We start from the raw sequence: 23,999 nt of genomic DNA, 5'->3' as shown, positions 1-23,999 counted from the left end.
GATACACCCCGGTCTTTATTTCTCACGATTTCGCTGGTGAGTCAAGATTTCTACCGATAAGAGCGAATTTCCTCTTGGTAATACAGCAATTCCTCGAAATGTAGGTAAAGTTCGTCGATTTCGGGAACAACGGGGAGCCAGTCGTAGGCGCCCAGCCCGTCCGGTTCGAGCGGGGACAGCAGGCGGGCGGCCGCTCTGAGCTCGTTCGGCGGGATCTCGCCCGGAGCGAGCTGCGCCACCCCACCCCGGTACGCTCGCGCCAGCGGATGATTCGGCCCCCGCACGCCGAGCGCGGCCAGCACCAGCTCGGCGGGCTGTTTGGACGGCGCGCCCGCGGCCAGCTCCAGCCGGTCCGGGTTGGCCAGCGCCACGAGAATGCGCAGCTCCGGCCGCAGGTCCCGGAGCGTGCGCGGTGGTCTCTCCGGATCCGTGTGCTGCTGCCTGCGCGCGAGGAGCAGCTGCACCTCCGGAATCCGCTCACGAAGGCCACGCAGCACCTCCTCCACGCACTCGGAGGGGGAGCGCTCGGTCATCGCCAGGCGGCGGCCGAGGGCCTGCCGCACGAGCGCCAGCGGCTCCACCAGGATGGCGTTCGCCAGCGCGCGGTATCCGGCGTCCGGGTCCTCCTGGCAGGCGTGGGCGTACCGGATCGCGGGGTCGGCGGCGCGGGGACGGGCGTGCGGGCGCAGGTCGCGGCCGAGCTGGTCGAGGTCGGCACGGGCGTCGAGCGACACGCCTGGCCGGAACACCCACGACCTCGCCAGCAGCGTCGCGGGGACGCCGCCGGCCAGCACCGCGAGAACGGCGCCGGCGACCAGCTGGGCGGATGGGGATGTTCCGCCGAGTGAAGCACTCAGCATGAGCAGCAGCACGGCCGCGACGGCGGCGCAGATCACCAGCACGACCCGCGTCTTCCACTCCCGTACCACGCGCGCGCGGGCCTTGCGGAAGTCGTCCCAGTCCGTCGCGGCCCGCGCTGCCCTGACCTCGGCGATACGGTGGATCAGCTCCGCGCGCCTGGCCGGCCACCCCGACGCCGCCCTGGGCTCGGGCGGTCCGCCCACGGCGGCGAGGTTGCGGGTGAGCGCCGCGGACTCGCCGCGCCGCTGCGACCCCAGCTCTTCCAGATACGCCCTGAGCTCCCGCAACGTCTCGCTCAGCAGCGCCGGATCCGACGCGGTCCGGTCCTTGGCCGCCAGCACGGACGCGGCCCGGGCCACGAGCTCGTCCAGCTCGCGGGAGAACGCCGGGGAGCCGTCGGCGACCAGCACCGTGTGCACCACGCGGCGCAGAGCGGTCAGGACCGGGGGGCTGACGTACCCGGTGACCAGGAGGGCCGTGTAGGCGGATGTGATGTCCCCGCCCGGCGCCACCATGTCGGCGGCGTTGGACACCTCGTCGTCGAAGAAGACCGCCTCGCTCAGCTTGATCACGACCTGCGGTTTGGGCGGCCCGGGCAGCCGGAACGTCGTCGAGGCGTCCTTGCCGGGGACGCGCTCGGCGTTGAGCCCGGCCGCCAGCAGCTTCGACTCCACGAGCATGGCCAGCTCCGGCAGTCCGGGGGCGCGCCGGTAGCGGAGCGCGGCGGTCCCGATCACGTCCGCGTTGATCTCCGCTCCCGCGGCCGCCGCCTCGAAGCTCGCCCAGGCAAGCTGGAGCAGCAGCCGGACGTTGCCGCCGCTGTGGCGCAGCAGCTCGCGCAGTCCGGCTTCCGTGATCGGCCTGATGTCCTCGCGGGGTGTCCGGCGTACGGCGTCGAGGTAGACCCGCAGCACGAGCCGGGCGTCGTCGGGCACGAGCGGCATCATGTGGACGGCGCCGGGGCCGATGCGCTGGTGCAGGTCCTGTGGCATGGCCTGCCAGCCGGCCTCGCTCGCCACCAGGAGCAGCAGCCCGCCGGCCCGCGGGACCACCTCGGCCAGGCTCTGCTGCAGCCCGAGGTTCGCCGGCACCGGGACCCCGTCCTCGAGCAGGAACTTCTCGCACTGGTCGAAGACCAGCACGAACGGCCGGCCGCCGCGGGTCACCAGCGTGGCCAGCAGCTGCAGGCCGTAGCGGCAGGTCTGGGGATCGTCGATCTGCTCGCCGACTCCCAGCGCCCTGGCGGCGTCGAGGTCGATCGGCCGGCCGCACAACCAGTCGTAGGCGGCGTCGGAGAACTCGGGGCGGATCAGGAACGACAGCGCCCGCTGGAATCGCCGCCCGTCACCGGTCACCGCGGCGATCTCCCTGGCCTGCGCCTCCAGCACCCGGCCCGCCTCGATCAGGTGGGCATCGAACAGGTCGAACACCCTTGTCGGCTCGGTGTCGAGCGCGGACATGAGCCTGCCCCGATCGGCCGGCACGCCCGCGTTCGCGGCCTGGTCGCCGGCGAGCGTGCCGAGGTAGCGCACGACCAGGTCCGTGAGCAGGCCTTGGGACAGCTGGGGCACCAGACGGCGGTAGGCGGCGACCAGATCGTCGTCCTGGAAGCGCACGTACAACTGGACCGCTTCCGGCTCCAGCAGGGCGATCCTGGCCATCATGCGGCGGGCCGCGTGCGTCTTGCCCGCGCCGTGGGCGCCGTACAGGCAGCCGAGGCCGCCGTGGCTGGTGGCCTCGTCCTGGAAGCCTTGTACGTACTCCTCGGCCAGGCGCTCGGCCTCGCGTACGCCGGGCAGCGGCGCGGTCGGCGTACGATCCGCCCACTCGCGCAGGACGTCCGGCAGGACGGTCTCCTCGGCGCTGACCGTGCCGCGGGCCGGGAAAGGATTGCGGGCGAGGTGTTCAGCCATGGAAGCCTCCTCTGCGCAGGTTGAGCCGGAGCCAGCTCTCATGGATACGCAGGCCGTCGGTCGGCCACGGCACGTCACCGTCGTACTGGCGCAGCCGGGTGTCGAGCAGTCTGTGCAGGTGGCGCAGGGCCTGGCCGATGGTGCAGGAATGCTCCTGGAAGGCTTCGCACACGTCATCGGAGTCGAAGGGGCAGGGCGGGTGACCGGTCCACCGGTGGTGGGCGAGCGCCGCGATCTGGGCGGGGGACAGCGGGCTCAGATCGGTGATGTGCCCGCGCCTGGCGAACTCCTGCCGGTCCGCCCTCGTGAGCTGTACGGCGGTCGCGTGCCGGTAGTTGTCGACGGTGAACACGACGACCGTGCCCGCGTTCTCGAACACCCTGGTGGCCTGGGTGATGAGCTCCTTGGTCGCCACGCCCTCGTAGCGGATGCCGAAGCCCATGTCGTGCGCCGCGAAGACAGAGGCGGCGTAGTCGGCGATCTCCTGGAGCTCGTAGTCGTCCATGGCCTGCGCACGCGGCCGCTTGCTCAGGTCCGCGAACATCTCGGCCAGCGCGGGCGGGACATCGATCTTGTTGGCGCGCATCTTGGCGCGTAGCGAGAGCAGGGTGGAGCGCAGTGTCCGGTAGGCGTCGTGCGTCATCTCGCCGCGCTCCGCGTCATGCCTGACGAGCCTGAAGAGGGGCAGATGGGCGGTCCTGGCGCTCTGGTAGCGGTACATGACGTGGTTCGCCAGGGAGGTGCGGCCGCTGTTGCCCATGCCGGTGATGAGGAAGAAAGCCGGTGTGTCCGTGGCGGCGGCGCGTTCCACGGTCGCGTCGATCGCGGCGAGCCTGACGAAGCCCTCGAGGTCGAGCAGGCGGTGGCGGTCGTCCTCGCAGCCGAGGGGGTCCAGGGGGCGGCTGGCGTAGGGGTTGCCCGACGGCAGCCCGTACAGCTCGTAGCGGGCGTCGGTGACGTGCATCGCTCACCCGCCGATCATGGTCAGGTAGACGGGCAGCTCGTCCTCGAACGCCTCGAAGTCGGAGTCGGAGAACAGCGGCGCCAGGAAGTCCTGAGCGTTGTAATGCCTGCCCACCAGGTGCATCATGCGATCGGCCTGCCGCTTGAACCGCACGTTGAACTCCGGCAGGCGGTGCACCAGCTTGTTCTGGTAGATCAACTCGAGCGCCACGAGCAGGGCGGGCGTGCGCACCACGTCCGCGAACAGCTCCGGGGTCTGCACGCGCAGCACCACCAGGCGGATGACCAGGCCCTTGTCCAGGCCCGCCAGGCCAGGGGTGCCCGCGATGATCGCCTCGGTCACGCGTAGCAGGTTGAGCACGCGTTTGATCTTGCGTGGGTTGGCAGAGAGGATCTTCTCCAGCGTCTTCACGTGCGCGCCGGCCAGCTCCCCGGGCTCCGAGTCCAGGATGAAGCGGCCGACCTCGGCAGGGCCGAGCGGGTAAAGGTGCAGGGGGAGCTGGATCATCTTGTCCAGGTATTCGTCACCCAGGCGGTCCGTGGCGGTGAAGCCGAACGGCTGATACTTGATCGACACGCCCCGGTCCACCACGTCCTTGGCCAGGGCGATCAGCACGAAGACGTGCTCGATGTCCAGGAAGAGCTTGATCGACTCCAGGACGTCGATGATCTGGTCGGGCTCGCACCGGTCGAGGTCGTCGATGAAGAAGATGATTTTTCTGCCTTTTTCGGCCAGGCGGTCGGCCTCCTTTTGCAGGAGCGTACGCAGCCGTCCGGTCTGGCTGTCGACCTGGCCGCGCATCTCGGCGTACTGCTGGGCCAGCTTGCCGATCTTCTCCACGCTCGCCGAGCCCAGGTTGATCTTCTTGAGCATCTCGTCGGCGGCCAGATTGAGCATGATCGCGCCGATCCGCTTGGCGGTGTCGGCGAAGCGGTGCTTGGGGTCCTCGTTGAGCTCGGTGTGCAGGGCGTTCAGGAGGGGGAGCAGCATCTGCGGCTCGCGGCGGTGCACCCAGGGGTTGAAATGCACGCGGACGAACTCCTCGCCGTGCCGGTCCAGGAGTCGCTCGTCCACCATTTTCAGCAAGGTAGATTTCCCGCTGCCCCAGGCGCCGTAAACGCCGATGGTAAACGGCGTCTGCGTACGGGGATTGGTAATGACCGAAACGAGCGGGTCGACGTACCGGCGAAACTGGAGCAGATCTCCGCGCCAATTGACCGGCGCATCAGAGAGCATTGCGATATCGGGCATCGTCCCCCCTTGAGGAAGAGGATGCATCCTCTGGGGCCCAGAAAACCTGCGGTTATCGAACTGTGATAACACGCGCCGGCGCTGATTACGCCAGGTCCGCCTTGCGCGGTGGCGGGTCCTCGAAACGGGAGTGTTGCGGGGGCTCTCCGGTCACCTTCTCCACGATCGTGGCCGCGACCTGGTGCAGCTTGACGTTCTTGTCCTGGGAGACGTGCCGGAGCACCTCGAACGCCTGGTGGGAGGTGCACCGGCGCTGCGCCATGACGATGCCGAGGGCCTGGTCGATGATCGCGCGGGTGATGAGCGCCTCCTTCAGCTGCGCGGCGACCTCCCGCAAGCGGGCCGCGTCGGCCGCCGCGCGGAACAACACGCCGATATGGCCGGCGGTCACGCGTACGGCGACCCAGGTCTCCTCGCTGAAGCCGCCGCACCGGCCGGAATAGAGGGTGAGCACGCCCAGCAGCCTGCCCTCCGATTTCAACGGCTCCGAGTGCAGGCTGAGCAGGCCCGACTCGGCCGCGAACCGGCGCCAGCGGGAGTCCGCGCCCAGGTCCGTGGCCGTCACCGGCTCTCCGGTGTCCAGCGCGTCGAGGCAGGGCCCCTGACCGGCGGCCGACTGCAGCTCATCGAGCACCTCGGCACGCTCGTGCGAGCAGGCGACGGTACGCAGACCTTGCTCGGCGGGCAGCGCGATACTGACCATCGGGGAGTCGGGCATCGCGCGGGTGGCGATGCTGACGCACTCGGCGAGTGCCCGTTCGAATTCCTCGATGTCCGTGGGCACGCTTGGCCGGTTCAATTAGATCCCTCGCGCTAGGTGCGACGGCGGGTCACTTTCTCCGGACCACTGGACTAAAAGACTGCCCTAGTAAGGGGTTCCTACGCTAACGCCTCATGCCGTTCCGCGACGCCCGCCGGGAGGCACGCGCTCGTCAGAAGATCAGGGCGCTCGTCAGAAGACGATCGCGAGGCCCACGGCGAACAGCAGGCCGTACGCCATCTGCAGCTTGCCCGTCTGCTGCAGGACCGCGATCAGCGCAGGACCCACGGCCTTGCTCAGCACCGTCCTGATCGGAGTGATCGCCAGCGGCGCGGCCAGCAGCACGAGCGCGGCCCACGGCGTGATCGGCACCATCGCCAGCGCCACCACGAACGGCACCACCTGGCACACCACGTACAGCGCCCGGGTGCGCTCGGCCCCCAGCACCACCGCCAGCGTCCGTTTGCCGGCCTGACCGTCGGTCCCCACGTCACGCAGGTTGTTCACGACGAGCATGGAGCACGACAGCAGCCCCACCGGGATCGAGGCGAGGAAGGCGGCCCAGCTCAGCGACTCTGTCTGGACATACGCGGTCCCGACCACGGGCACGATGCCGAAGAACACGAACACGGCCAGCTCGCCCAGCCCGCGGTAGCCGTACGGGCGTTTGCCGCCGGTGTAGAACCAGGCGGCCGCGATCGCCGCCGCGCCCACCAGTAGCACCCACCAGGCCTGCGTGACCAGCACCAGGACCAGCCCCAGCACCGCCGCGACAGCGAAGCAGCCCAGCGCCGCGATCAGCACCTCCCGGGGCGTGGCCGCGCGCGAGCCCACCAGCCGCATCGGGCCGACCCGCTGATCGTCGGTGCCGCGAATGCCGTCGCTGTAGTCATTGGCGTAGTTGACGCCGATCTGCAGCGAAAGGGCCACGAACAGCGCCAGGAGCGCCCGCCACCACACGAAGCCGCCCTCGCCGATCGCCACGCCGGTGCCCACCATGACCGGGACGATGGCGTTGGGGAGCGTGCGCGGGCGTGCGCCCGCGATCCACTGTGCGGGAGTGGCCATCAGCTGATATCCGTCGTGAGCCGGACCATCCTGATCGGGCGGCCCATGTCCAGGACGCGTTCCGCCATGTCCTCGCCCCAGCCGGCCGACTCGAGGAAGCCGAGCACCGGGTGGTTGTCGGCGAACACCCAGGTGACGATCTGCCGGAAACCGTCGTCGCGCAGGTAGTCGACGGTGGCGTTGAGCAGGCGGCTGCCGTGGCCCCTGCGGACGAAGTCGGGGTCGACCAGCAGCGTCAGCATCTCGGCCACCACGGTGGGGTCGAGGTCGGGATCCTCGGCGGGGGCGTGGGAGGCCAGGCCCACCACGCGCTCGCCGCCGCGAGGGGTGACCAGGGCGGCGCTGCCGCCCGCGCCGAGCGCCGGGAAACCCTCGGTGTCGAGGATGGTCTCCACCGCCACCAGCACGCGATGCATGGGGGTGGGAGGGGCGACGATCGCCTCGTCCCACTGCCGCAGCCACATCTTCTCCGCTGCCGGGCCGGTCATCTGCTCAAGCGGCCCCTCGGGGAGGAAGTCCCGATAGCCGTAGCGCCAGGCGCGAATCTGGCAATTCGCCACCTGGAGCACATCCTCGCGCCGGGCCGCCCGAACGCCTACGTCTGCCATCTCGGCCCGCTCCTTCGCCTGCCGTACGTGCCACAAGGCACGAGTTACACCGTATCGGTGTTTGACACTGGGAGACGACGCGAACCCCGCTTCCTCGCCCGGTAAGCGCGTGTCTTGGTGCGGTTGCCGCATACCCGCATAGAACACCACGAGCGGGAACGGTTCTTCGAAGAGTCGATGAACGCCCACTGACAGGTTCCCTCCGCGCACACCTTGAGCCGGTCCCACCCCGCCCCCACTGTGGCGGCCGCGATCCTGGCCAGACCCCCGGGTACGCCGCTCCGTGCCGGCACCAGCTCCGGGGCGCCGTTCGCCTGGGCGTTCACCTGAAGCGGGAGGGCGGGGAAGTCGGCTCGTTCCCGCCTGAGAGCCGCTCTGAGGGCCTCGCGGAGGGTGTGGGCGGTGTGGAGGTCGTCGTCGGTGGCGCGGTCGCGGGGGGTAATGAGGCCGCGTTCGCGCAGCCAGAGGGCCAGGTCGGCGGGGGAGGAGAGGTCGTCGGTGTCGGATTCGACGTCGTAGGTGTTCACGAAGTCTCGGATGAGCTCCGCGGAGAACGACATGCCCGCCACTCTACTGGCACTGTGATCAAGAACTGGTCGGCGCCCCGGGTGGGTCGTCCACGGCCTGGGCGCAGGCACTAAGGCATCGGCCCTGCGCCAGGACGGTCATCGGACCTGCGCCAGGACCGTCATCGGACCTGCGCCAGGGCCTGGGCGAGGCGGCGTACTCCTTCGTGCAGCTCCGGCAGATGGGTGGCCGCGATGTGCGTCACCCTGATCCGCGGCCCCGGCGGCTCGGAGGGGTAGTACATCCTGCCCGGGCTCACCAGCACCCCGTTCCGCCGGGCGGCCTCGACGAATGCGTTCTCGTCGACCTCGGCCGGCAGACGTACCCACACGTGCATCCCGCCGATCGGCAGCAGGTGGAGCTCCGCCTCGGGCATGCGTGCGGCGAGCGCCGCCGCGAGCGCGTCACGGCGCGTCCGGATCTCGGCGTGCACGGCCGTCAGATGCCGCCGCCAGACCGGTGACCCGACGAACTCCAGCGCCGTCTCCTGCAGCGGCCGCGCCACGAAGAACGACTCCACGAGCTGGCTGGCCCGCAGCCGGTGCGCGGCCGGTCCGCGAGCGATCACCGCGGCCACCCGCATGCTCGGCGACAGGATCTTCGTCAGCGAGCCCACATTGACGACGGTCCCGTGCTGATCCATGGACGCCAGCGACGCAGGCGCGTGCTCGGTCAGGTAACGGGCATAGTCGTCCTCGACCAGGAACGCCCCGGCCGCCCTTGCCACCTGCAGCACCTGCTCCCTGCGTTCGAGGGGCAGGGTGGCGCCGGTCGGGTTGTGCAGCGTGGGCTGGCAGAAGAACACCCGCGCGCCGGTGACGGCGAATGCCTCGGCCAGCAGCTCCGGCCGTACGCCATCCCTGTCCATGGGCACGGCCGTCGCGCGCAGCCCGGCCGCCTTGGCCGCCGCCAGCGCGCCGGGGTAGGTGGGGGTCTCGACCAGCACCGGTGTGCCGGGGGCCGCCAGGGCCCTGAACGCGTGCGTCAGCGCCGCCTGACCGCCGCTGACGATCAACGCGTCGGCCGCGGTCACGTCGCCGCCCGTCTGGGCCGCGAACCACCGCCGCAGCTCGGGGAGTCCCGTCAGGGGCGGCTTGGCCCAGGCGTCCGGCCGCCGCACCGCCCGCGCCGCCGCGGCCCCCAGCTGCTTGTCGGGCCGCAGTCCGGGGTGCAGATAGCCACCGGTCAGCGGCACCACTCCCTCGGGGACCGACGCCAGCAACTCCGCGACCGGACCGTCGTCGACCACCCGGTCCCCGAGCGCGACCGTCTGCCAGGACAGGTCGGCGGTGTCCTGCCCCTTCCCGACCTGGTGCTGCTGCGCCACGAAGGCGCCGCTGCCCGGCTTCGTGACGACCCTGCCCTCGGCCGCCAACTGGCCGATGGCGCGCGAGACGGTGACGGGGCTGACGTTGTGCCTGCGCATGATCTCCCGGCTGGACGGGAGTCGTGCGCCGGGGCCGAGCCGGGCGGCCTCGTCACGCAGTATCGCGGCGATCTGGGCGATACTGCTATCGTTGTTCATGAAAGATAAGAATAGCGCTACTGTCCCTGAGGGAGTAGCGGTCCCGCCCCGTAGCACGCACAATGCCGCCACGCTCCACGACGGTCATGACGTTGAGCACGCAGGCGACGCGCATTACGGCGACATCCGTCACCGCCCCCACCACAAGCCCCGCCACCGCCAAGGCACGGCCCTGGCCTTCCTCGGTGTCCTGGCCTTCTCCGGCTCCTTCCCCGCGACCGTCTACGCCATGGAAGGCTTCGACCCCTGGCTGGTCGCGATCGGCCGGGCCGCGATCGCCGGCCTGCTGGCTCTGGCCTGCCTGAAAGCCATGGGTAAGCCCCTCCTCCCCGCGAGACCTCTCTGGCCGTCCTACGCCCTGATCTCGCTCGGGGTGGTGTTCGGCTTCCCCGTCTTCAGCGGCCTGGCCCTGGCGCTGGGTGCGAGCACCGCGCACGCCGCCGTGGTCATCGCACTCCTCCCCGCCGCCACGGCCGTCTGCGCCGTGCTCAGAGCGGGCGAGCGCCCCCGCCCTCTCTTCTGGGCGGCCTGCTCGGCCGGCGCCATCGCCATCACCACGTTCACCTTCACCCAGCACCAGGGCAGCGCATCCTGGCCTGACCTGCTGCTGCTCTGCGCCCTGATCTCGGCCGCGGTCGGCTACACCGAAGGCGGCCGCCTGTCCCGCCGGCAGCCGGGCTGGCAGGTGATCTCCTACGCCGTCGTCCTCTCCCTCCCCCTGACGGCCCCGATCACCATCGTCCTGGCCCTGACCACCGCCACCACCTTCACGCCCCACGCCATCGCCGGTTTCGCGTACGTGGCGGCCATCTCCATGTTCCTGGGCTTCTTCCCCTGGTACGCGGGCCTGGCCAAGGGCGGCATCGCCAGAGCCGGCCAGACCCAGCTCACCCAGCCCCTCCTGACCCTCCTCTGGGCCTGGTTCCTCATGGGCGAGAGATTCGGCCTGGTCACCGTGGCCGCGGCGCTGGCGGTGCTCGTCTGCGTGGCCATCACCCAGCGCGCCCGTACTTGAAAGCCGTGACGCTGCCCCGCAGGATTGGGGGAGGAGGTGTCACAACAATGGCGGACCTCACGATCCCAGAGGGCGGCTTCTGGCCGGCGCCGGAAATCCCGCAGCCCAACATCTATCCCATGGAATGGCGCGTCGAGACGGAGAAGCTCGCCGCCATCTACGAGAAGTCCAAGCGCATGGTCTGGAATCCGGCCGACCTTCCCTGGGACGGCCTGAACGCGGAGGACTTCACCCGGGAGCAGCGCCTCGGGATCATGTACTGGTTCGCGGTCCTGGCCAACTTCGACGCCTCGGGACCGGCCGTCTTCGCCCGTGCCACGATCCAGGCCTTCGAGAAACATGAAGAGGACCCGGTCAGGAAGTGCTTCTTCTCCATCACCCGCGATGAGATGAACCACGAGGAGTGCTGCCAGCGCACCATCGCCAAACTCTGGCCGGGCGGCCCGCTCGACTGGACCCCGTCGGACGATCTCGAATCGGCCGCCCACAACAACATCGGCTGGCTCTACCACAACGGCGGCCGCTACTGGAACGGCTACACCGCGGCCGTGGGCAAATACTCGCTCCCGGTGCTCTTCACCAGTTTCATGATGGGCGAGATGGCCGCCTCCACGCTGTTCAGGGGCATGGCGTCAGGCACCCAGCACCCGGTCTTCAGCGAGATGTTCCACCGCATCGGCCGCGACGAGTCCCGCCACCTCCAGATCTGCATGACCATTCTGGAAAACGAATGGCCGGGTCTCACGGACGAGATCCGCACCCTCATCACCCGCCAGCTCAGAGCCGGCTTCGTCTTCCTCAGCATGATCCTCTGGGAGCCCCCGGAAGGCTTCTGGGAACTCCCGCCCTACTTCCTCCCCAACCACCGCGTCCTCATGAACCACGCCAGGGACGCCGGACTGGGGGTGTTGTCGTATGAGGAACAGGCCGAGAACTGGCGCGTCGCCATGGCCAAGATCCGCGCCATCGTGGAACGCTGGGGGATCGCCTTCCCCGCCATTCCTGAGCTGGACCTGGAAGGCGTGCCGGTCGAGTTCATCGATCCGGAGGAGATCATCCCGGTCTTCTGACCTCAACGTGGTCCTCGCCGCGAGAAGACTGCCACCGCCGAGCTCCTCGCCCTCGATTACGAGGCGGAGGGGGGAGAAGGCGGAACACGTCCGCGAAAAACTTTGCGTCGTGGACTGTGGTTCCGCGTCGTCGATCACTCCGGCCATCGCTCCTTGGGGGAGACGTAGCTACCGCGGTGGGAAACGGTGTAGATCCACCCTTGATCCCGGAGCAAGGCAATCGCTCGCCGTACGGTTTCCCGTGCGGTGCCGTGCTGTTGCATCAGCGCCCGATTCGCTCGGAAGCGGACGGGAGGGAGCCAGCTCGCCGGCCACGATGCGCAGACGGACTTCCTCGGAAATATGCCGATATAGCGGCATCCGGCGCTCGCGTGGCTCCGCTTCGCCGGGCGCGCCCACGAAGCTGCCCTTTCCCTGACGCGTGTGAATGAGCCCTTCGTTCCGCAGGACCCGCATGGCTCGGCGCGCGGTCGTGCGCGCTACTCCAAACTCCCGCTGGATCTCCGCTTCGCTGATCACGGGATCACCTGGAGAGAGTCCGGCGACAATGCGCGATCTGATGATCTCGCTGATCTGAAGATAGAGGTGGGTGTCACCCTCGCGATCCAGCACTCGGCAAGGATATCTAAAAGATCGGTAAATGCAGGTCGACTATGAGTCCTTGTTGATGGGCCATTTATCGGGCTCATTAACATATGTGCCCCGATAAGGGACAGTGAAGACCCATCCTTGTTCCCTGAGGTACCCAACCGCCTGGCGTACTGTCACCTTTGCGACGCCGTACCGGTGCATCATAACCTTTTCGCCAGGGATGGCCCTATTGGGTGGAATTTCCCCGCGTCGGATGCGTTCCGCGACCTCCTCGGCAATCTTCTGATAAACGGGCATTCTCTTGGGCGAGCGTGGCGTGCCAGGCGGGCCGACGAAAGTTCCCTCGCCCTGAACCGTGTACGCCAGCCCCTGCTCGCGTAGTTCGCGGGCCACGCGTCTGGCCGTCGTACGGGCGATGTCGTAGTGCTTCTCGAGCGCGGCCTCGCTAGGTACGGGATCGCCCGCCTTGAGCTCTCCGCGTTCGATCTGGTCGCGGACCAGGTCGGCGACCTGCTTGTAGACGGGGACGGGGCCTTCGCGATCGAGCACGTTGGCATTGTAGACGAAACCATACATGACCGCGCAAAGCGGACACGGTCATTAGACCAATAGATACGGTGTATAGACCAGGACATACATCTGAGCTATAGTGGCGGCATGGGATCGAAGGACGGCTGTCAGGGCCAGCATGTATTGGCACCAGGCTGTGAGTCAGCCATCGCATGGAGGCCTGAGACGCAGCGGTTTGAGCGAGTGCGTGTGCGGGATTACACCTGCGAATGTATGCCGACGGTCTACGAGCTGTGCGAGGCCGGCGGCGTTGCATTCATTCGGAGAACCCATAGGGAGCGCGGGCGGTTGGCGATCGAAGAGTTCACGGCTCGCCGCACTGAAGTAGTGCGGCTCTGGGAGCAGTTGTTCACCGAAGCCTGATGCGAATGTCGGCCCTATCGGTGGGACCCTGGCCGATGTGGGTGAGCGGGCTGCAGGATGGCCGCCTGTGTGACGAATTGATCCGTCGCAACTGTCGCCGCCTGTACGTAGCGAACCGCAATTCCCGATCTTCTCGGCTGACTCCCGGTTCCTTCTGTCACTGCCGAGGCACACCGCATTTCCTGGAGGTGTGGCAGGGGGCCCGGATTGGGGCGACTGCGCAGATTTGCCGCATATGGGCACCCCTGCCAAAGCGCGTGAAGCCGCTGTTCTTCACGCGCTGTGCACTTTCGCGCAACCCCAGGCGAAGCGCCACGGCCAAAGGGAACCGCCGACGCGACCGAAATGCGCCCCGCCTGGGATCGGCGCGGAAGCGTGGACCTGGCCCCGTGCCTGCCAGCAGGCACAGGACCACGCCACGACGAGTAATGGCCGGCTGACGTCCGTATCGGCCTACCCGCGCCATTAGGTTCTCATGGCCTGCGCTTGGAAAACTGTTGTTCGGCGCTATACACGGGATCATTCCCTTTGACGGTCGGTGGGTGGGTGGCATGGGTTTAGATGGGGATACGTCTCCAGGCGGCGTCTGTGATGATCAGGTGGTCGAGGAGCCGCAGGCCGACAGTTTCCGCGGCCTCGATGAGGCGGGATGTCGCCTCGATGTCGGCGGCGCTCGGGTCGAGGGAGCCGCTCGGGTGGTTGTGGGCGAGGCCGAAGATCGCGCCGCCCGTGGTGAGCACCTCTGTGATCATCTCTCGGATCGGCAGCGCCGTGTGGTCGGCGCCACCCTCGGTGACGACCGAGCGTTTCAGTATGCGGCCGCCGGTGTCGCACACCACCATGACGAGGCGCTCCTGGGTATGGCCGTGCAGGAGCGGAGCGCAGTGGTTGGCCAGGTCGGTGGTGCTGGTGATGCGCTCTCGCTCGGGCCAGTCCTTCGCACGGCGCGCGAGATGGAAGGCCGCGGCGACTCTCGCGGCCTTGGCCGGGCCGACGCCCGGCACGGTCAGCAGCCGATGGGGGTCGGAACGGCCGAGCCCGTCCAGGTCTCCGCAGTGGTCGATCACCTGGGTGGCCAGATCCAGGGCGCTCGAACCACGGAATCCCGAGCCGAGGATCACGGCCAGCAGCTCCCGGTCGGCCAGGGCGGTCGCGCCGTTGGACATGAGCCGTTCGCGGGGCCGGTCGTGTTTGGACAGGTCTTTGAGTCGCATCGGCAACCTCCGCGACCGTTGTATCAACGCGCACCGACAATCTCTGACCTGCGCGTCAACGCCTACCGACACTCTGTGACCTGCGTGTTCGTCGTCAGGCAGGCCGAACGGAGGTTACGGGATGGGAGGGAGCTCGAGGGGAGCCGGGCGGAGGTTGCGGATGGGAGGCGGGCTTGAGGTAGGCCGAGGGCGGAGGCTCCGGGCGTGAGGCGGGCCTGCCCGGAGCCTTCCGTTCTAAATGGGCATGCTGTATGTGACCCGGAAACGGTCGCCCGGGATGACGATGTCGCTCGTCTCCACGGGGCGATCGCCAGCCCAGTGTGTGCGTTCGACGTGCAGCACGTGAACGCCTGCCGCCAGGTCCAGCGCGTCGCTCTCGCCCGGGCGGGGCACGCGGGTGTGCACGCTCTCGACGATCTCGGTGATCTTTACGCCGTGCGCGTACATCCTGGCGACCAGGCTCCGCCGTTCCTCGTCCGAATGGGGGGCGAACTCCAGCGGCTCATAGGAGGTGGCGAGCTGGAGGGGTCTGCCGTCGGCGCGGAAGACGTAGCGGGTTTTGGTGAGCGGGGTCGACTCCTGGAGACGGAGCCGTCTGGCGATGTCGGGGCCCGCGTCGATCGGCTCGCTGTGCCAGTCCCAGGTCACGCGCCTGCCCTGTGACTGCAGGTCGGCCGCGAACGGGGCGGGGTGATCGAGGTAACGCCATCGGTGCAGTGACGTCAGGTCGGGGCGTTCCCTGACGTAATGGCCCGACCCGACGCGGCCGATGATGAGGCCTTCGCCCGCGAGCACGCGCAGCGCGTGACGGGCGGCGGTCTCGCCGACCTGATACTTGCGGGTCAGCTGCGCGCGCGAGGGAATGGGCGCGCCTGGGGGAAGGCTGCCGTCGGTTATCTGTCGCCGGATGTCTTCGACGACACGCAGGTAGACGGGATCTGAGGTGGCCACTAGTCCATCCCTGGGGGTTCGTGTGAGGCGTTGCCCCATGTTGCCGTATTCGGCAGGTAACCGACCGTCATCGATGACTGTTGGAGCCCCAACTTTGCCATGGCGGAAAATTATCGGAGAAACCCTGTAACGCAGATGTAAGGGACACCGATTCTCCGGTAGAGGTCGTCGATGTGTGTACCCCCGAGCACATATCGGCGACCTCTTCCAATGACCGCACCTTGACCGGCCGATGCCCGAGGGCCGGCGGTAGCTTGGGCTGGTCCGGCGGTGCGGCGGGCAAGTGGTCAGCCCGGATCGCCGCAGAGTGGCCGTAGTGCGGAGGGCCGTTCTCTCCTAGGTTGTGGCGTCTTGTTCCAGCCGTACGCCCTTCCTGCGGAGGCCTAATGATCACCATCGGCAAACTCCTTCCATCCGATCGGGATGCTTGGGAGCGCCTGTTCCGCGCGTACATCGACTTCTACGAGCGGAGCGAGCCGGACCAGATGTACGACCGGGCATGGGCGGAGTTCCAGGCGGACACCCGGCTGCATGCCCTCGGGGCGAGGCTGGATGGGGGGCTTGTCGGGATCGCGCATTTCCTCACTCATGGCAATACGTCGGCACCCGACACCGACGTCTGCTACCTGCAGGATCTGTTCACCGCGCGGGACGTGCGTGGCAGGGGTGTGGGACGGGCGTTGATCGAAGCCGTGACCGGGTGGGCGCGGGAGCGCGGCTGCTCACGCGTGTACTGGAACACGCATGAGTCGAACAGCACGGCCCGCCGTCTGTACGACAGAGTGAGCGAGAACCGGGGCTTCATCAGGTATCAGATCGAACTGCCCGGCTAGGGTGCCGTCGGCCGGCGAAAAGGTCGGCGAAAGCGGTCGAAGAGCGGCTCCAGGCAGGCAAAGCGGGGTGGCGGCGTCCAATGGATTTCCGAATCCAGGTAGCGTTCGCACTATGGCATCGCCAACTGGAACCACGGACGCACCCTTCGGCCGCATGCTGACCGCGATGGTCACGCCGTTCACCTCCGACGGCGAGGTCGATTACGTCGCTGTGCGCCGCCTTGCCACTTATCTGGTGGACGAGCAGCACAACGACGGTTTGATCGTGAACGGGACGACCGGTGAGTCGCCCACCACCTCCGACGAGGAGAAGCAGCGCATCGTCAGCGCCGTCCTCGACGCGGTCGGCGATCGCGCGACCGTGGTGGCCGGTGCGGGCACCAACGACACCCGCCACAGCGTCGAGCTTGCGAAGCAGGCGGCGCGTGCCGGGGCACACGGGCTGCTGGTGGTGACGCCGTATTACAACAAGCCCCCGCAGGAGGGGTTGTACCGGCACTTCTCCGCTGTCGCCGACGCGACCGAGCTTCCCGTGATGCTGTACGACATTCCGGGGCGCAGCGGCGTACCGATCAAGACCGAGACCCTGATCAGGCTCGCGCAGCATGAGCGTATCGTGGCCGTGAAGGACGCCAAGGGTGACCTGTTCGCCGGGAGTCAGGTGATGACGGCTACAAATCTCGCCTTCTACTCCGGTGACGACCTGCTCAACCTCGCCTGGCTCTCGCTCGGCGCGGCCGGGTTCGTCAGCGTCGTCGGGCACGTGGTGGGAGCCGAGCTGGCACGCATGATTCGCCTGCACAAGAACGGCGACGTCGCCCAGGCCCTCGCGATTCACGGCCAGGTGACCCCGGTGGTCGACGGGATCATGCTGCGCGCCGGCGGCGCGATCATGGCAAAGGCGGCGCTGAGCATGGTCGGCGTACCGGTCGGTCCGGTACGGCTGCCGCTCGTGGACGCCACAGAGAAGCAAATCGCCGAGCTGCGTGCTTGCCTGGTAGCCGGCGGGGTGAAGTTGACAGACGCATAGGAACGGGGAGGAACCGGGAGTTTTGAGCACACGATTTGACCATGGGGGCCAAGCATGAGCCACCCGCATCCTGAGCTTGGCCCTCCGCCACCGCTGCCCGATGGCGGCCTGCGCATCGTCGCGCTCGGCGGATTGGGGGAGATCGGCAGAAACATGGCGGTCTTCGAATACGACGGCCGCTTGCTGATCGTCGACTGCGGGGTGTTGTTCCCCGACCCCGAACAGCCGGGCGTCGACCTCATCCTGCCCGACTTCGAATACATCAGGGATCGGCTCGACGACGTCGAGGCCGTGGTGCTGACGCACGCCCACGAGGACCACATCGGGGCGGTGCCGTATCTGCTGCGCTTGCGGCGCGACATCCCGCTCATCGGATCCAGGCTCACGCTGGCCCTGATCGAGGCCAAGCTCACCGAGCACCGGATCCAGCCGACCAAACACGAGGTCGTCGAGGGAGAACGGCACGCCTTCGGGCCTTTCGACTGCGAGTTCCTCGCGGTCAACCACTCGATCCCCGACGCCCTGGCCGTGGCCATCAGAACGCCGGCCGGCATCGTCCTGCACACCGGCGACTTCCGCATGGATCAGCTGCCGAGCGACGGACGCCTCACCGACCTCGGCGGCTTCGCCAGGCTCGGCACCGAGGGTGTCGACCTGCTGATGTCCGACTCCACCAACGCCGAGGTGCCGGGGTTCGTCACCAGCGAGCGGGAGATCGCGCCGGTCATCGACGAGGTGATCCGCACCTCCGAGCAGCGGGTCATCGTGGCCAGCTTCGCCTCGCACGTCCACCGCATCCAACAGGTCATGGACGCTGCCGCCAAGCACCGCCGCAAGGTCGCGCTCGTCGGCCGATCCATGGTGCGCAACATGGGCGTGGCCCGCGACCTGGGCTATCTCAAGGTGCCGCCGGAGCTGATCGTCGACTCCCGCGACATCGAGGAATGGCCACCGCAGGACGTGGTGCTGATCTGCACCGGCTCGCAGGGCGAGCCGATGGCGGCGCTGTCCAGGATGGCCAACCGCGATCATCCGATCCGCATCGCCCAGGGCGACACCGTGCTGATGGCCTCGTCCCTGGTCCCGGGGAACGAGACCGCGGTCAACAAGGTGATCAACGGGCTGACCAGGTGGGGCGCCCGGGTGGTCCACAAGGGCAACGCCAAGGTGCACGTCTCCGGTCACGCGGCCGCGGGCGAGCTCCTCTACGTCCTCAACCTGACCCGCCCGTCGAACTTCATGCCCGTGCACGGCGAGTGGCGGCACCTGCGCGCCCACGCCAAGCTGGCCGCCCTCACCGGTGTCCCCGACGATCACATCGTGATCGCCGAGGACGGCGTCGTGGTGGACCTGGTCGACGGCAGGGCGAAGATCGTCGGCGCGGTGCACGCGGGGTACGTCTACGTGGACGGCACCTCCGTGGGAGAGATCACCGACACCTCGCTGAAGGATCGCAGGATCCTGGGCGACGAGGGGTTCATCTCGGTGGTGGTCGTGGTGGACTCGAACACGGGCAAGCTCACTGCAGGGCCCGAGATCCATGCTCGCGGGTCCGGCATCGATCCCATGCAGTTCGAGGAGTTCATTCCGCAGATCCAGCGGGCCCTCGAGGAGAAGGCCGCGGACGGTGTGATCGACATTCAGGAGATCCGCCGGGTGGTCCGGCGGACGGTCGGGCGTTGGGTGAGCGACACCTATCGTCGACGGCCGATGATCATCCCCGTGGTGGTCGAGGTCTGAGGCTCCTGACTTCCTGATGGTGCGGCAGACGTTTCCGTCTGCCGCACCAACGGAAGGCTCGCCACCGATGGAATGGCCGCCCAGGGTTTCGGATGTCCTGAACCAGCACAACATTTCAGGCATCTCTCCTGCGTAGCAGCCAGGTGGCGGCCAACAGGGGGAGTGCCGCGTAGGCGATCAGCACCGCGGCGGAAGCAGCCGGCGACAGGAGCGAGCCGTACACCGAGGAGGCGTTGCCGTCGCCGGTGATCTGGCGGGGAAGCGCTCCGATCATGATGGATCCGACGCGCTCGCTCCACGGCTCCGGGATGTTGCCGATGATGATCGGTACGACGTAGACCAGCCCGACGATGACCGTAATCGCGCCTGCGGCGGACCGCAGGATGACGCCGAGGCCCAGGCCGAGCAGGGCGAATGCGGGCACGGTGAGGCTCGTGGCGGTCAGCAGCGGAAGCTTGTCCAGGAGCGAGGTGGCGTAGGCGCCTGAGAAACGGCCGCCGAGCACCCATCGGGAGACGAGGTAGGTTCCGAACACCGCCGCTGGGCCGACTACGGCGCCCAGCGTGCCCACGACCGCGGCCTTGGCGGCGAGCAGGGGCCAGCGGCGGGGGACGACGGTCAGGCTCATCCTGATCAAGCCGGTGACGTATTCCGACGTTATGGCGAGGGCGCCGAGGATGCCCGTGCACAACTGGGGCACGATCACCACGACCTCTTCCAAATCGGCGATCCGGGCGCTGGGCCGTTTGTCCGGGGGAGCGCTGTCGTACATGCCGGCGGCCATCACCGCGAGTCCGAGGCCTAGGAGGATGGCGCTGAGGCTGAGACCGATGATCAAGTATGTTGAGCGGACCGAGCGGACCTTCAGCCATTCCGCGGTGAAGACGCTCATGCTCGTGTCCTTCCAGCGGTCGGAAAGGCCCGGCGTCCTGCCGCAGGTAGGTCGGCTGCGGCCCTATCGATTGCATTGGCGTGGGGTGCCTCGTGGGCCTTGTGGTGGGGAAGGGGGCGGGGGTTGTCGTTGACGGGCGTGATCAAGCGTCTCTCCGAGCGAGCAGGTAGGAGCCGATGGCGAGAGCGACGATCGGGTAGGCGACCAGGACGGCGAGTGCTGCCCAGGGAGGCAGGAATCCGTCGCCCAGGCGGGTGGACAGGCGTTCGTCCGCTATCTGGGGCACGAGGTTGGGCAGGAGCAGCGTCGCCACGCGGGTGTTCCACGGCGGTGGGAGGTAGTTGACGACGCCAGGCAGGACGAACAGCAGCGCCACGACCGACACGATCGCCCCCGCCGTCGAGCGGATGGCGGCGCCGAGGCCGAGGCCCACCAGCGCCAGAGCGGTCACCGACAAGCCCGACGCGAGCAGTTTGGGCAGGTCGTCGGCGAAAGGCGTGTCGTTGAAGCCCAGGTGGCGGCCGTTCGCGATCAGGCGGCTCGCTGAGTAGGTGACCAGAAGGATGGCGTTCGCGGCCGCGAATGTGGCCAGGCCCACGATGCCGGCCTTGGCGAGGAGTAACGTGCCCCGCTTCGGGACGGTGATGAGGCTGGTGCGGATCATGCCGGTGGCGTATTCGTTCGTGATCGCGAGCACTCCCAGGACCGCGAGGCTGATCTGGACGAGCGGGAGGAAACCCTCTTCCGGCGCCGCCGCCCGTAGTGAACCGCGCTCGTCGGCCAGGCCGCTCACATAGAACGTCCACGCCACGCCGAGGGCTACCGTGAGGGCTGCTGTGCCCATCGCCTGGTAAGTGGAGGTCACGGAGCGCAACTTCAGCCATTCGGAGGAAAGGATCGCCTTCATCGGCTTACTCCGTATTGCACGCTGTTGGCGGTGAGAGCCATGTAGGCGTCTTCCAGGGACGGGTAGCGGGCGGTCAGCTCCGCGACGGTGGCCTCGGCGAGCAGCCTGCCTCGGCCGATGATGACGATGCGCTCGGCGGTGAGAGCCATCTCGCTCATCAAGTGGCTGGAGAGGAGGATCGCGCGGCCAGCTGCGGCAAGGGAGCGTATGAGGTCGCGGATCCAGCGCACTCCGTCAGGGTCCAGGCCGTTGACGGGCTCGTCGAACATGAGCACGCCAGGGTCGCCGAGTAGTGCGGCGGCGATGCCGAGCCGTTGCTTCATCCCCAGGGAGAACCCGCCTATGCGCTTGCGTGCCACGCCTGAGAGGCCGACCTGCTCGAGCACTTCGGCCACGCGTGTGGCGCTGATGTCGTTGGTGCGGGCCAGGCAGGCCAGGTGGTTGTAGGCACTCCTGCCGCCGTGGACGGCGCCGGCGTCCAGCAGCGCGCCGACCTCGTGCATCGGTCTGCTGAGCGATGTGTAGCGGCGACCGTTGACCAGTGCCTGGCCGGACGTCGGGGCGTCGAGGCCGAGGATCAGGCGCATCGTGGTGGACTTGCCCGCGCCGTTGGGGCCGAGGAAGCCGGTGACGTGGCCGGGCTCGACCGTGAACGACAGGTCGTCCACGGCGAGCGAGTCGCCGTAGCGTTTGGTGACATTCTGGAGTTCGATCACGTCGTCAGGATGCGGTGCGGAGGGCCGCCCGCGCGTCGGACCACGGTTCGAACTTCTAGGTCAGACCGTGGGCTGACGTGCGGAGGCCATGCCGGCGGCTACGGTTCAACACGTGGACGAGACCCACCCCTTCTTCGCCAGGCGCCGGAGCCGCAGCCAGCTGATCCTGCTCGATCTGGTGGCGGGGCTGGTGACGGCCTTCGTGCTCTTCTCGTCGACGGCCAACGCGATGGCGCTGCCGCCCTGGATGAGGATCGCCCTCCCCTTCGCGCTGGGGTTACCGCTGGCTGCACGGAGGCTGTGGCCGCTGGCTGTCTTCCTCCTCACGCTGGTGCTCGCGATCTTCGCCGGCCTTGTCGGCGCCGTCGGGTTGGCCTATTTCGCACCTGCGTACGCCCTCTATGTGGTCGCTCTGACCAAGCGTTCCGGCACGTTGTTCCCTGTATCCGCCATAGGGACGTTGAGCCTGCTCACCATCGTGGGACTCGCCGTGGCGGGCACGCCGCGGCAGCACGCACCGGAGTGGATGGTGCACCTCGATCAGCCGCTCATGGGAATCGCGGCGCTGGGCAGCGCTTGGACAATCGGACGGGCTGTGCACGAACGGAGGCTGTTCGCCGCGCGCGACGCCGAGCGGCTGGCGGCGCAGGCGGTGACGAAGGAGCGGTTACGCATGGCCCGGGAGCTTCACGACGTCGTCACCCACAGCGTCGGGTTGATCGCGGTCAAGGCCGGCGTGGCCAACCACGTGATGGCGACCAGGCCGGAGGAGGCGCACGACGCTCTGCGGGTGATCGAGACCGCCAGCAGGAGCGCGTTGGTCGAAATGCGGCATCTGCTGGGTGTGCTCAGGTCTGCTGAGGTGCCCGAGCTGGGGCCCGCGCCGGGAGTTGAAGGGCTGGAGGGCTTGGTGCAGCGGACTCGGTCTGCGGGGGTGGAAGTGCAGTTCGAGCTTCGGATGGAAGACGATGGCAGCGGACCGGCCGGGGATGGAAGAGGAGTGCGTGGGCGCGACGGTGGCAGGGCGCCGGGGTCTGCGGTTTCTGGGAGGGCGCGGTTGCCTGAGGGGGTGGAGCTGGCGGTTTATCGGATTGTGCAGGAGGCGCTCACCAATGTGGTCAAGCATGCCTCGCCTGCTCGTTGCCGGGTGTCCGTTGTCGCCGACGGGAGGGATGTGCGGATCGAGGTGATCGATGACGGGCCTGGGCGGCGTACGTTGCCGGCGGCGGAAGGGGATGGGCATGGGCTGATCGGGATGCGGGAGCGGGTCATGGTGTACGGCGGGACGTTCGAGGCCGGGAGGCTTCCTGGGCGTGGGTTCCGGGTCTTTGCCCGGCTGCCATACCGGGAGGCCGCGTGATCCGGGTGGTCATCGCCGACGATCAGGCGTTGCTCCGGGGGAGTTTCAGGGTGCTCGTGGACTCCGAGCCCGGTCTGGTTGTCGTGGGCGAGGCCGCTACTGGGGTGGAGGCCGTGTCCGTGGCGATGGAGCAGCGTCCCGACGTGGTGCTCATGGACGTGCGCATGCCGGAGATGGATGGGATCGAGGCCACTCGGCGGATCAAGGACGTCTCCCGGGTCCTCGTGGTGACCATGTTCGACCTGGATGCGTATGTCTACGATGCGTTGCGGGCCGGGGCAAGTGGGTTCTTGCTGAAGGACACGCCGCCGGCCGATCTGCTGGCGGCCATTCGGGTGGTCGCGGGTGGGGAGGCGTTGCTGGCGCCCACGGTGACGCGCAGGCTGATCGAGCAGTTCGCGCGGACTCCTGGCGTGCCGCGGGTTAAGGGACTGGATGGGGTGACCGAGCGGGAGCGGGAGGTGTTGACGCTGATCGCGCGGGGGTTGTCGAATCACGAGATCGCCGATCATCTTCAGGTCGGCATGGCCACGGTGAAGACGCATATCACCCGGTTGCTGGCCAAGCTGGAGGCGCGGGATCGGGCGCAACTCGTCATTGCCGCTTATGAGAGCGGGCTGGTTTCGGCTGCGGGTTGAGGCGACTGGAGCGGATCCCCGGTGCGGCTGTCGTCGATCATTTGAGGCATTGCGGGATGTTCGAGGTGGATAAATTCCTTCTGTGAGTGACGTACGGATCGTGTTTCGGAAGTACGGCGGGGCGTTGCACTGGAATCATCCAGGTCGGCTTCTTGGTGAGGACGAGCATGGGGTATGGGTGGTTGTGCCCAGTGGGACCTTGGCTCGCAAGGGGGAGGCACCGCCTATCACTTGGGAGGCGACCGCGGTCATGTTGTTTCCGCGGGATGCCTGGTGGACGGCGGCGTTCTACTCGCAGCCGCATTGGATGGAGATCTACGTCGACGTCACCACCGTTCCCGAGTGGAGGGACGGTGAGGTGACCATGCTCGATCTCGATCTTGATGTCATTCGGACGCCGGATGGGCGGTTCTTTGTCGATGATGAGGACGAGTTCGCCGAGCATCAGGTGTTGCTCGGGTATCCGCCTGAGTTGATCGCGCAGGCGGAGGGGAGCGCGCGGTGGTTGCTCGATGCGGTCGGGGAGCGGAAAGGGCCCTTCGGGGGCGCTCATCTGGAGTGGCTCGCGATGGTGTCTTAGAGCCAGCTGGCA

At 68.0% G+C, this 23,999-nt stretch carries 22 protein-coding genes and 1 pseudogene; 8 read left to right on the top strand and 15 right to left on the bottom strand.

What is annotated here, in order from left to right:
• Positions 1–50: 50 nt before the first annotated feature.
• From OHA25_RS53550 to OHA25_RS53515, 8 genes are all read right to left on the bottom strand, one after another.
• Complete coding sequence (locus tag OHA25_RS53550; protein WP_327584531.1) at positions 51–2,774, bottom strand: hypothetical protein; 2,724 nt, start codon at positions 2,772–2,774, stop codon at positions 51–53.
• Positions 2,767–3,738, bottom strand: a complete 972-nt coding sequence (locus tag OHA25_RS53545; RefSeq protein WP_327584530.1) for a hypothetical protein — start codon at positions 3,736–3,738, stop codon at positions 2,767–2,769. The genes OHA25_RS53550 and OHA25_RS53545 overlap by 8 nt, the downstream gene beginning before the upstream one ends.
• Before the next feature lie 3 nt (positions 3,739–3,741).
• The gene (locus OHA25_RS53540; protein ID WP_327591179.1) at positions 3,742–4,974 is read right to left on the bottom strand and encodes a KAP family P-loop NTPase fold protein; all 1,233 of its coding nucleotides are present in this window, start codon (positions 4,972–4,974) and stop codon (positions 3,742–3,744) included.
• A 100-nt stretch (positions 4,975–5,074) separates the two neighbouring features.
• Positions 5,075–5,773 carry a GAF and ANTAR domain-containing protein gene (locus tag OHA25_RS53535; protein WP_327584529.1) on the bottom strand — a complete coding sequence of 233 codons (699 nt, stop codon included), beginning with the start codon at positions 5,771–5,773 and terminating at the stop codon, positions 5,075–5,077.
• A gap of 168 nt (positions 5,774–5,941) precedes the next feature.
• Complete coding sequence (locus OHA25_RS53530; RefSeq protein WP_327584528.1) at positions 5,942–6,817, bottom strand: 1,4-dihydroxy-2-naphthoate polyprenyltransferase; 876 nt, start codon at positions 6,815–6,817, stop codon at positions 5,942–5,944.
• Complete coding sequence (locus OHA25_RS53525; protein WP_327584527.1) at positions 6,817–7,425, bottom strand: GNAT family N-acetyltransferase; 609 nt, start codon at positions 7,423–7,425, stop codon at positions 6,817–6,819. The genes OHA25_RS53530 and OHA25_RS53525 overlap by 1 nt, the downstream gene beginning before the upstream one ends.
• A 44-nt stretch (positions 7,426–7,469) precedes the next feature.
• Positions 7,470–7,985 (bottom strand): CGNR zinc finger domain-containing protein, encoded by a 516-nt coding sequence (locus OHA25_RS53520; RefSeq protein WP_327584526.1) that lies wholly within the window; start codon positions 7,983–7,985, stop codon positions 7,470–7,472.
• A 128-nt stretch (positions 7,986–8,113) separates the two neighbouring features.
• Positions 8,114–9,517, bottom strand: coding sequence for an aminotransferase-like domain-containing protein (locus tag OHA25_RS53515; RefSeq protein ID WP_327584525.1), 1,404 nt, complete (start codon positions 9,515–9,517; stop codon positions 8,114–8,116).
• On the opposite strand from OHA25_RS53515, the gene OHA25_RS53510 reads away from it, so the two are divergent.
• Positions 9,516–10,532 carry a DMT family transporter gene (locus tag OHA25_RS53510; protein WP_327584524.1) on the top strand — a complete coding sequence of 339 codons (1,017 nt, stop codon included), beginning with the start codon at positions 9,516–9,518 and terminating at the stop codon, positions 10,530–10,532. The genes OHA25_RS53515 and OHA25_RS53510 overlap by 2 nt on opposite strands.
• A gap of 47 nt (positions 10,533–10,579) precedes the next feature.
• Positions 10,580–11,602 (top strand): hypothetical protein, encoded by a 1,023-nt coding sequence (locus tag OHA25_RS53505; protein WP_305923009.1) that lies wholly within the window; start codon positions 10,580–10,582, stop codon positions 11,600–11,602.
• A 168-nt stretch (positions 11,603–11,770) separates the two neighbouring features.
• On the opposite strand, the gene OHA25_RS53500 is transcribed toward OHA25_RS53505, so the two are convergent.
• The 4 genes from OHA25_RS53500 to OHA25_RS53485 all read right to left on the bottom strand — a co-directional run bounded on the left by OHA25_RS53500 (position 11,771) and on the right by OHA25_RS53485 (position 15,291).
• Positions 11,771–12,214, bottom strand: a complete 444-nt coding sequence (locus tag OHA25_RS53500) for a GntR family transcriptional regulator (RefSeq protein WP_327584523.1) — start codon at positions 12,212–12,214, stop codon at positions 11,771–11,773.
• Positions 12,215–12,253: 39 nt separating this feature from the next.
• Positions 12,254–12,742, bottom strand: a complete 489-nt coding sequence (locus OHA25_RS53495; RefSeq protein ID WP_327584522.1) for a GntR family transcriptional regulator — start codon at positions 12,740–12,742, stop codon at positions 12,254–12,256.
• Positions 12,743–13,683: 941 nt separating this feature from the next.
• Positions 13,684–14,340 (bottom strand): JAB domain-containing protein, encoded by a 657-nt coding sequence (locus tag OHA25_RS53490; RefSeq protein ID WP_327584521.1) that lies wholly within the window; start codon positions 14,338–14,340, stop codon positions 13,684–13,686.
• A gap of 234 nt (positions 14,341–14,574) precedes the next feature.
• Positions 14,575–15,291: a GntR family transcriptional regulator gene (locus OHA25_RS53485; RefSeq protein WP_327584520.1), complete on the bottom strand. Its 717-nt coding sequence runs from the start codon at positions 15,289–15,291 to the stop codon at positions 14,575–14,577.
• A 386-nt stretch (positions 15,292–15,677) separates the two neighbouring features.
• Between OHA25_RS53485 and OHA25_RS53480 the strand changes: the two genes are divergently transcribed.
• The 3 genes from OHA25_RS53480 to OHA25_RS53470 all read left to right on the top strand — a co-directional run bounded on the left by OHA25_RS53480 (position 15,678) and on the right by OHA25_RS53470 (position 18,894).
• A complete protein-coding gene (locus OHA25_RS53480; protein ID WP_327584519.1) occupies positions 15,678–16,124 on the top strand; it encodes a GNAT family N-acetyltransferase in 447 nt (148 codons plus the stop codon).
• 112 nt (positions 16,125–16,236) lie between these two features.
• A complete protein-coding gene (gene dapA, locus OHA25_RS53475) occupies positions 16,237–17,154 on the top strand; it encodes a 4-hydroxy-tetrahydrodipicolinate synthase (protein ID WP_327591178.1) in 918 nt (305 codons plus the stop codon).
• A gap of 54 nt (positions 17,155–17,208) precedes the next feature.
• The gene (locus OHA25_RS53470; RefSeq protein ID WP_305923002.1) at positions 17,209–18,894 is read left to right on the top strand and encodes a ribonuclease J; all 1,686 of its coding nucleotides are present in this window, start codon (positions 17,209–17,211) and stop codon (positions 18,892–18,894) included.
• A 115-nt stretch (positions 18,895–19,009) separates the two neighbouring features.
• On the opposite strand, the gene OHA25_RS53465 is transcribed toward OHA25_RS53470, so the two are convergent.
• The 3 genes and pseudogenes from OHA25_RS53465 to OHA25_RS53455 form a co-directional block, all read right to left on the bottom strand.
• Positions 19,010–19,786, bottom strand: coding sequence for an ABC transporter permease subunit (locus OHA25_RS53465; protein ID WP_327584518.1), 777 nt, complete (start codon positions 19,784–19,786; stop codon positions 19,010–19,012).
• A gap of 142 nt (positions 19,787–19,928) precedes the next feature.
• Positions 19,929–20,693 (bottom strand): ABC transporter permease, encoded by a 765-nt coding sequence (locus OHA25_RS53460; protein ID WP_327584517.1) that lies wholly within the window; start codon positions 20,691–20,693, stop codon positions 19,929–19,931.
• Positions 20,694–20,761: 68 nt separating this feature from the next.
• Positions 20,762–21,409: pseudogene (locus OHA25_RS53455) on the bottom strand (ABC transporter ATP-binding protein); the annotation flags it as partial.
• Between the two features lie 112 nt (positions 21,410–21,521).
• On the opposite strand from OHA25_RS53455, the gene OHA25_RS53450 reads away from it, so the two are divergent.
• From OHA25_RS53450 to OHA25_RS53440, 3 genes are all read left to right on the top strand, one after another.
• Positions 21,522–22,769 (top strand): sensor histidine kinase, encoded by a 1,248-nt coding sequence (locus OHA25_RS53450; RefSeq protein WP_327584515.1) that lies wholly within the window; start codon positions 21,522–21,524, stop codon positions 22,767–22,769.
• Positions 22,766–23,407, top strand: coding sequence for a response regulator transcription factor (locus OHA25_RS53445; protein WP_327584514.1), 642 nt, complete (start codon positions 22,766–22,768; stop codon positions 23,405–23,407). Before OHA25_RS53450 ends, OHA25_RS53445 begins: the two co-directional genes overlap by 4 nt.
• An 82-nt stretch (positions 23,408–23,489) precedes the next feature.
• Positions 23,490–23,987 (top strand): DUF402 domain-containing protein, encoded by a 498-nt coding sequence (locus OHA25_RS53440; protein WP_327584513.1) that lies wholly within the window; start codon positions 23,490–23,492, stop codon positions 23,985–23,987.
• Positions 23,988–23,999 lie beyond the last annotated feature (12 nt).

This window comes from Nonomuraea sp. NBC_00507, assembly GCF_036013525.1.
Classification (GTDB): Bacteria; Actinomycetota; Actinomycetes; order Streptosporangiales; family Streptosporangiaceae; genus Nonomuraea.
This window is presented reverse-complemented; position numbering and strand designations above follow the sequence as displayed.

Coding starts and splice junctions, on each gene's coding strand:
- OHA25_RS53530 (WP_327584528.1), bottom strand. CDS start 6,817: ATGGCCACTCCCGCACAGTGGATCGCGGGCGCACGCCCGCGCACGCTC.
- OHA25_RS53490 (WP_327584521.1), bottom strand. CDS start 14,340: ATGCGACTCAAAGACCTGTCCAAACACGACCGGCCCCGCGAACGGCTC.
- OHA25_RS53460 (WP_327584517.1), bottom strand. CDS start 20,693: ATGAAGGCGATCCTTTCCTCCGAATGGCTGAAGTTGCGCTCCGTGACC.
- OHA25_RS53470 (WP_305923002.1), top strand. CDS start 17,209: ATGAGCCACCCGCATCCTGAGCTTGGCCCTCCGCCACCGCTGCCCGAT.
- OHA25_RS53540 (WP_327591179.1), bottom strand. CDS start 4,974: ATGCTCTCTGATGCGCCGGTCAATTGGCGCGGAGATCTGCTCCAGTTT.
- OHA25_RS53545 (WP_327584530.1), bottom strand. CDS start 3,738: ATGCACGTCACCGACGCCCGCTACGAGCTGTACGGGCTGCCGTCGGGC.
- OHA25_RS53505 (WP_305923009.1), top strand. CDS start 10,580: ATGGCGGACCTCACGATCCCAGAGGGCGGCTTCTGGCCGGCGCCGGAA.
- OHA25_RS53510 (WP_327584524.1), top strand. CDS start 9,516: ATGAAAGATAAGAATAGCGCTACTGTCCCTGAGGGAGTAGCGGTCCCG.
- OHA25_RS53525 (WP_327584527.1), bottom strand. CDS start 7,425: ATGGCAGACGTAGGCGTTCGGGCGGCCCGGCGCGAGGATGTGCTCCAG.
- OHA25_RS53465 (WP_327584518.1), bottom strand. CDS start 19,786: ATGAGCGTCTTCACCGCGGAATGGCTGAAGGTCCGCTCGGTCCGCTCA.
- OHA25_RS53520 (WP_327584526.1), bottom strand. CDS start 7,985: ATGTCGTTCTCCGCGGAGCTCATCCGAGACTTCGTGAACACCTACGAC.
- dapA (WP_327591178.1), top strand. CDS start 16,237: ATGGCATCGCCAACTGGAACCACGGACGCACCCTTCGGCCGCATGCTG.
- OHA25_RS53480 (WP_327584519.1), top strand. CDS start 15,678: ATGATCACCATCGGCAAACTCCTTCCATCCGATCGGGATGCTTGGGAG.
- OHA25_RS53515 (WP_327584525.1), bottom strand. CDS start 9,517: ATGAACAACGATAGCAGTATCGCCCAGATCGCCGCGATACTGCGTGAC.
- OHA25_RS53550 (WP_327584531.1), bottom strand. CDS start 2,774: ATGGCTGAACACCTCGCCCGCAATCCTTTCCCGGCCCGCGGCACGGTC.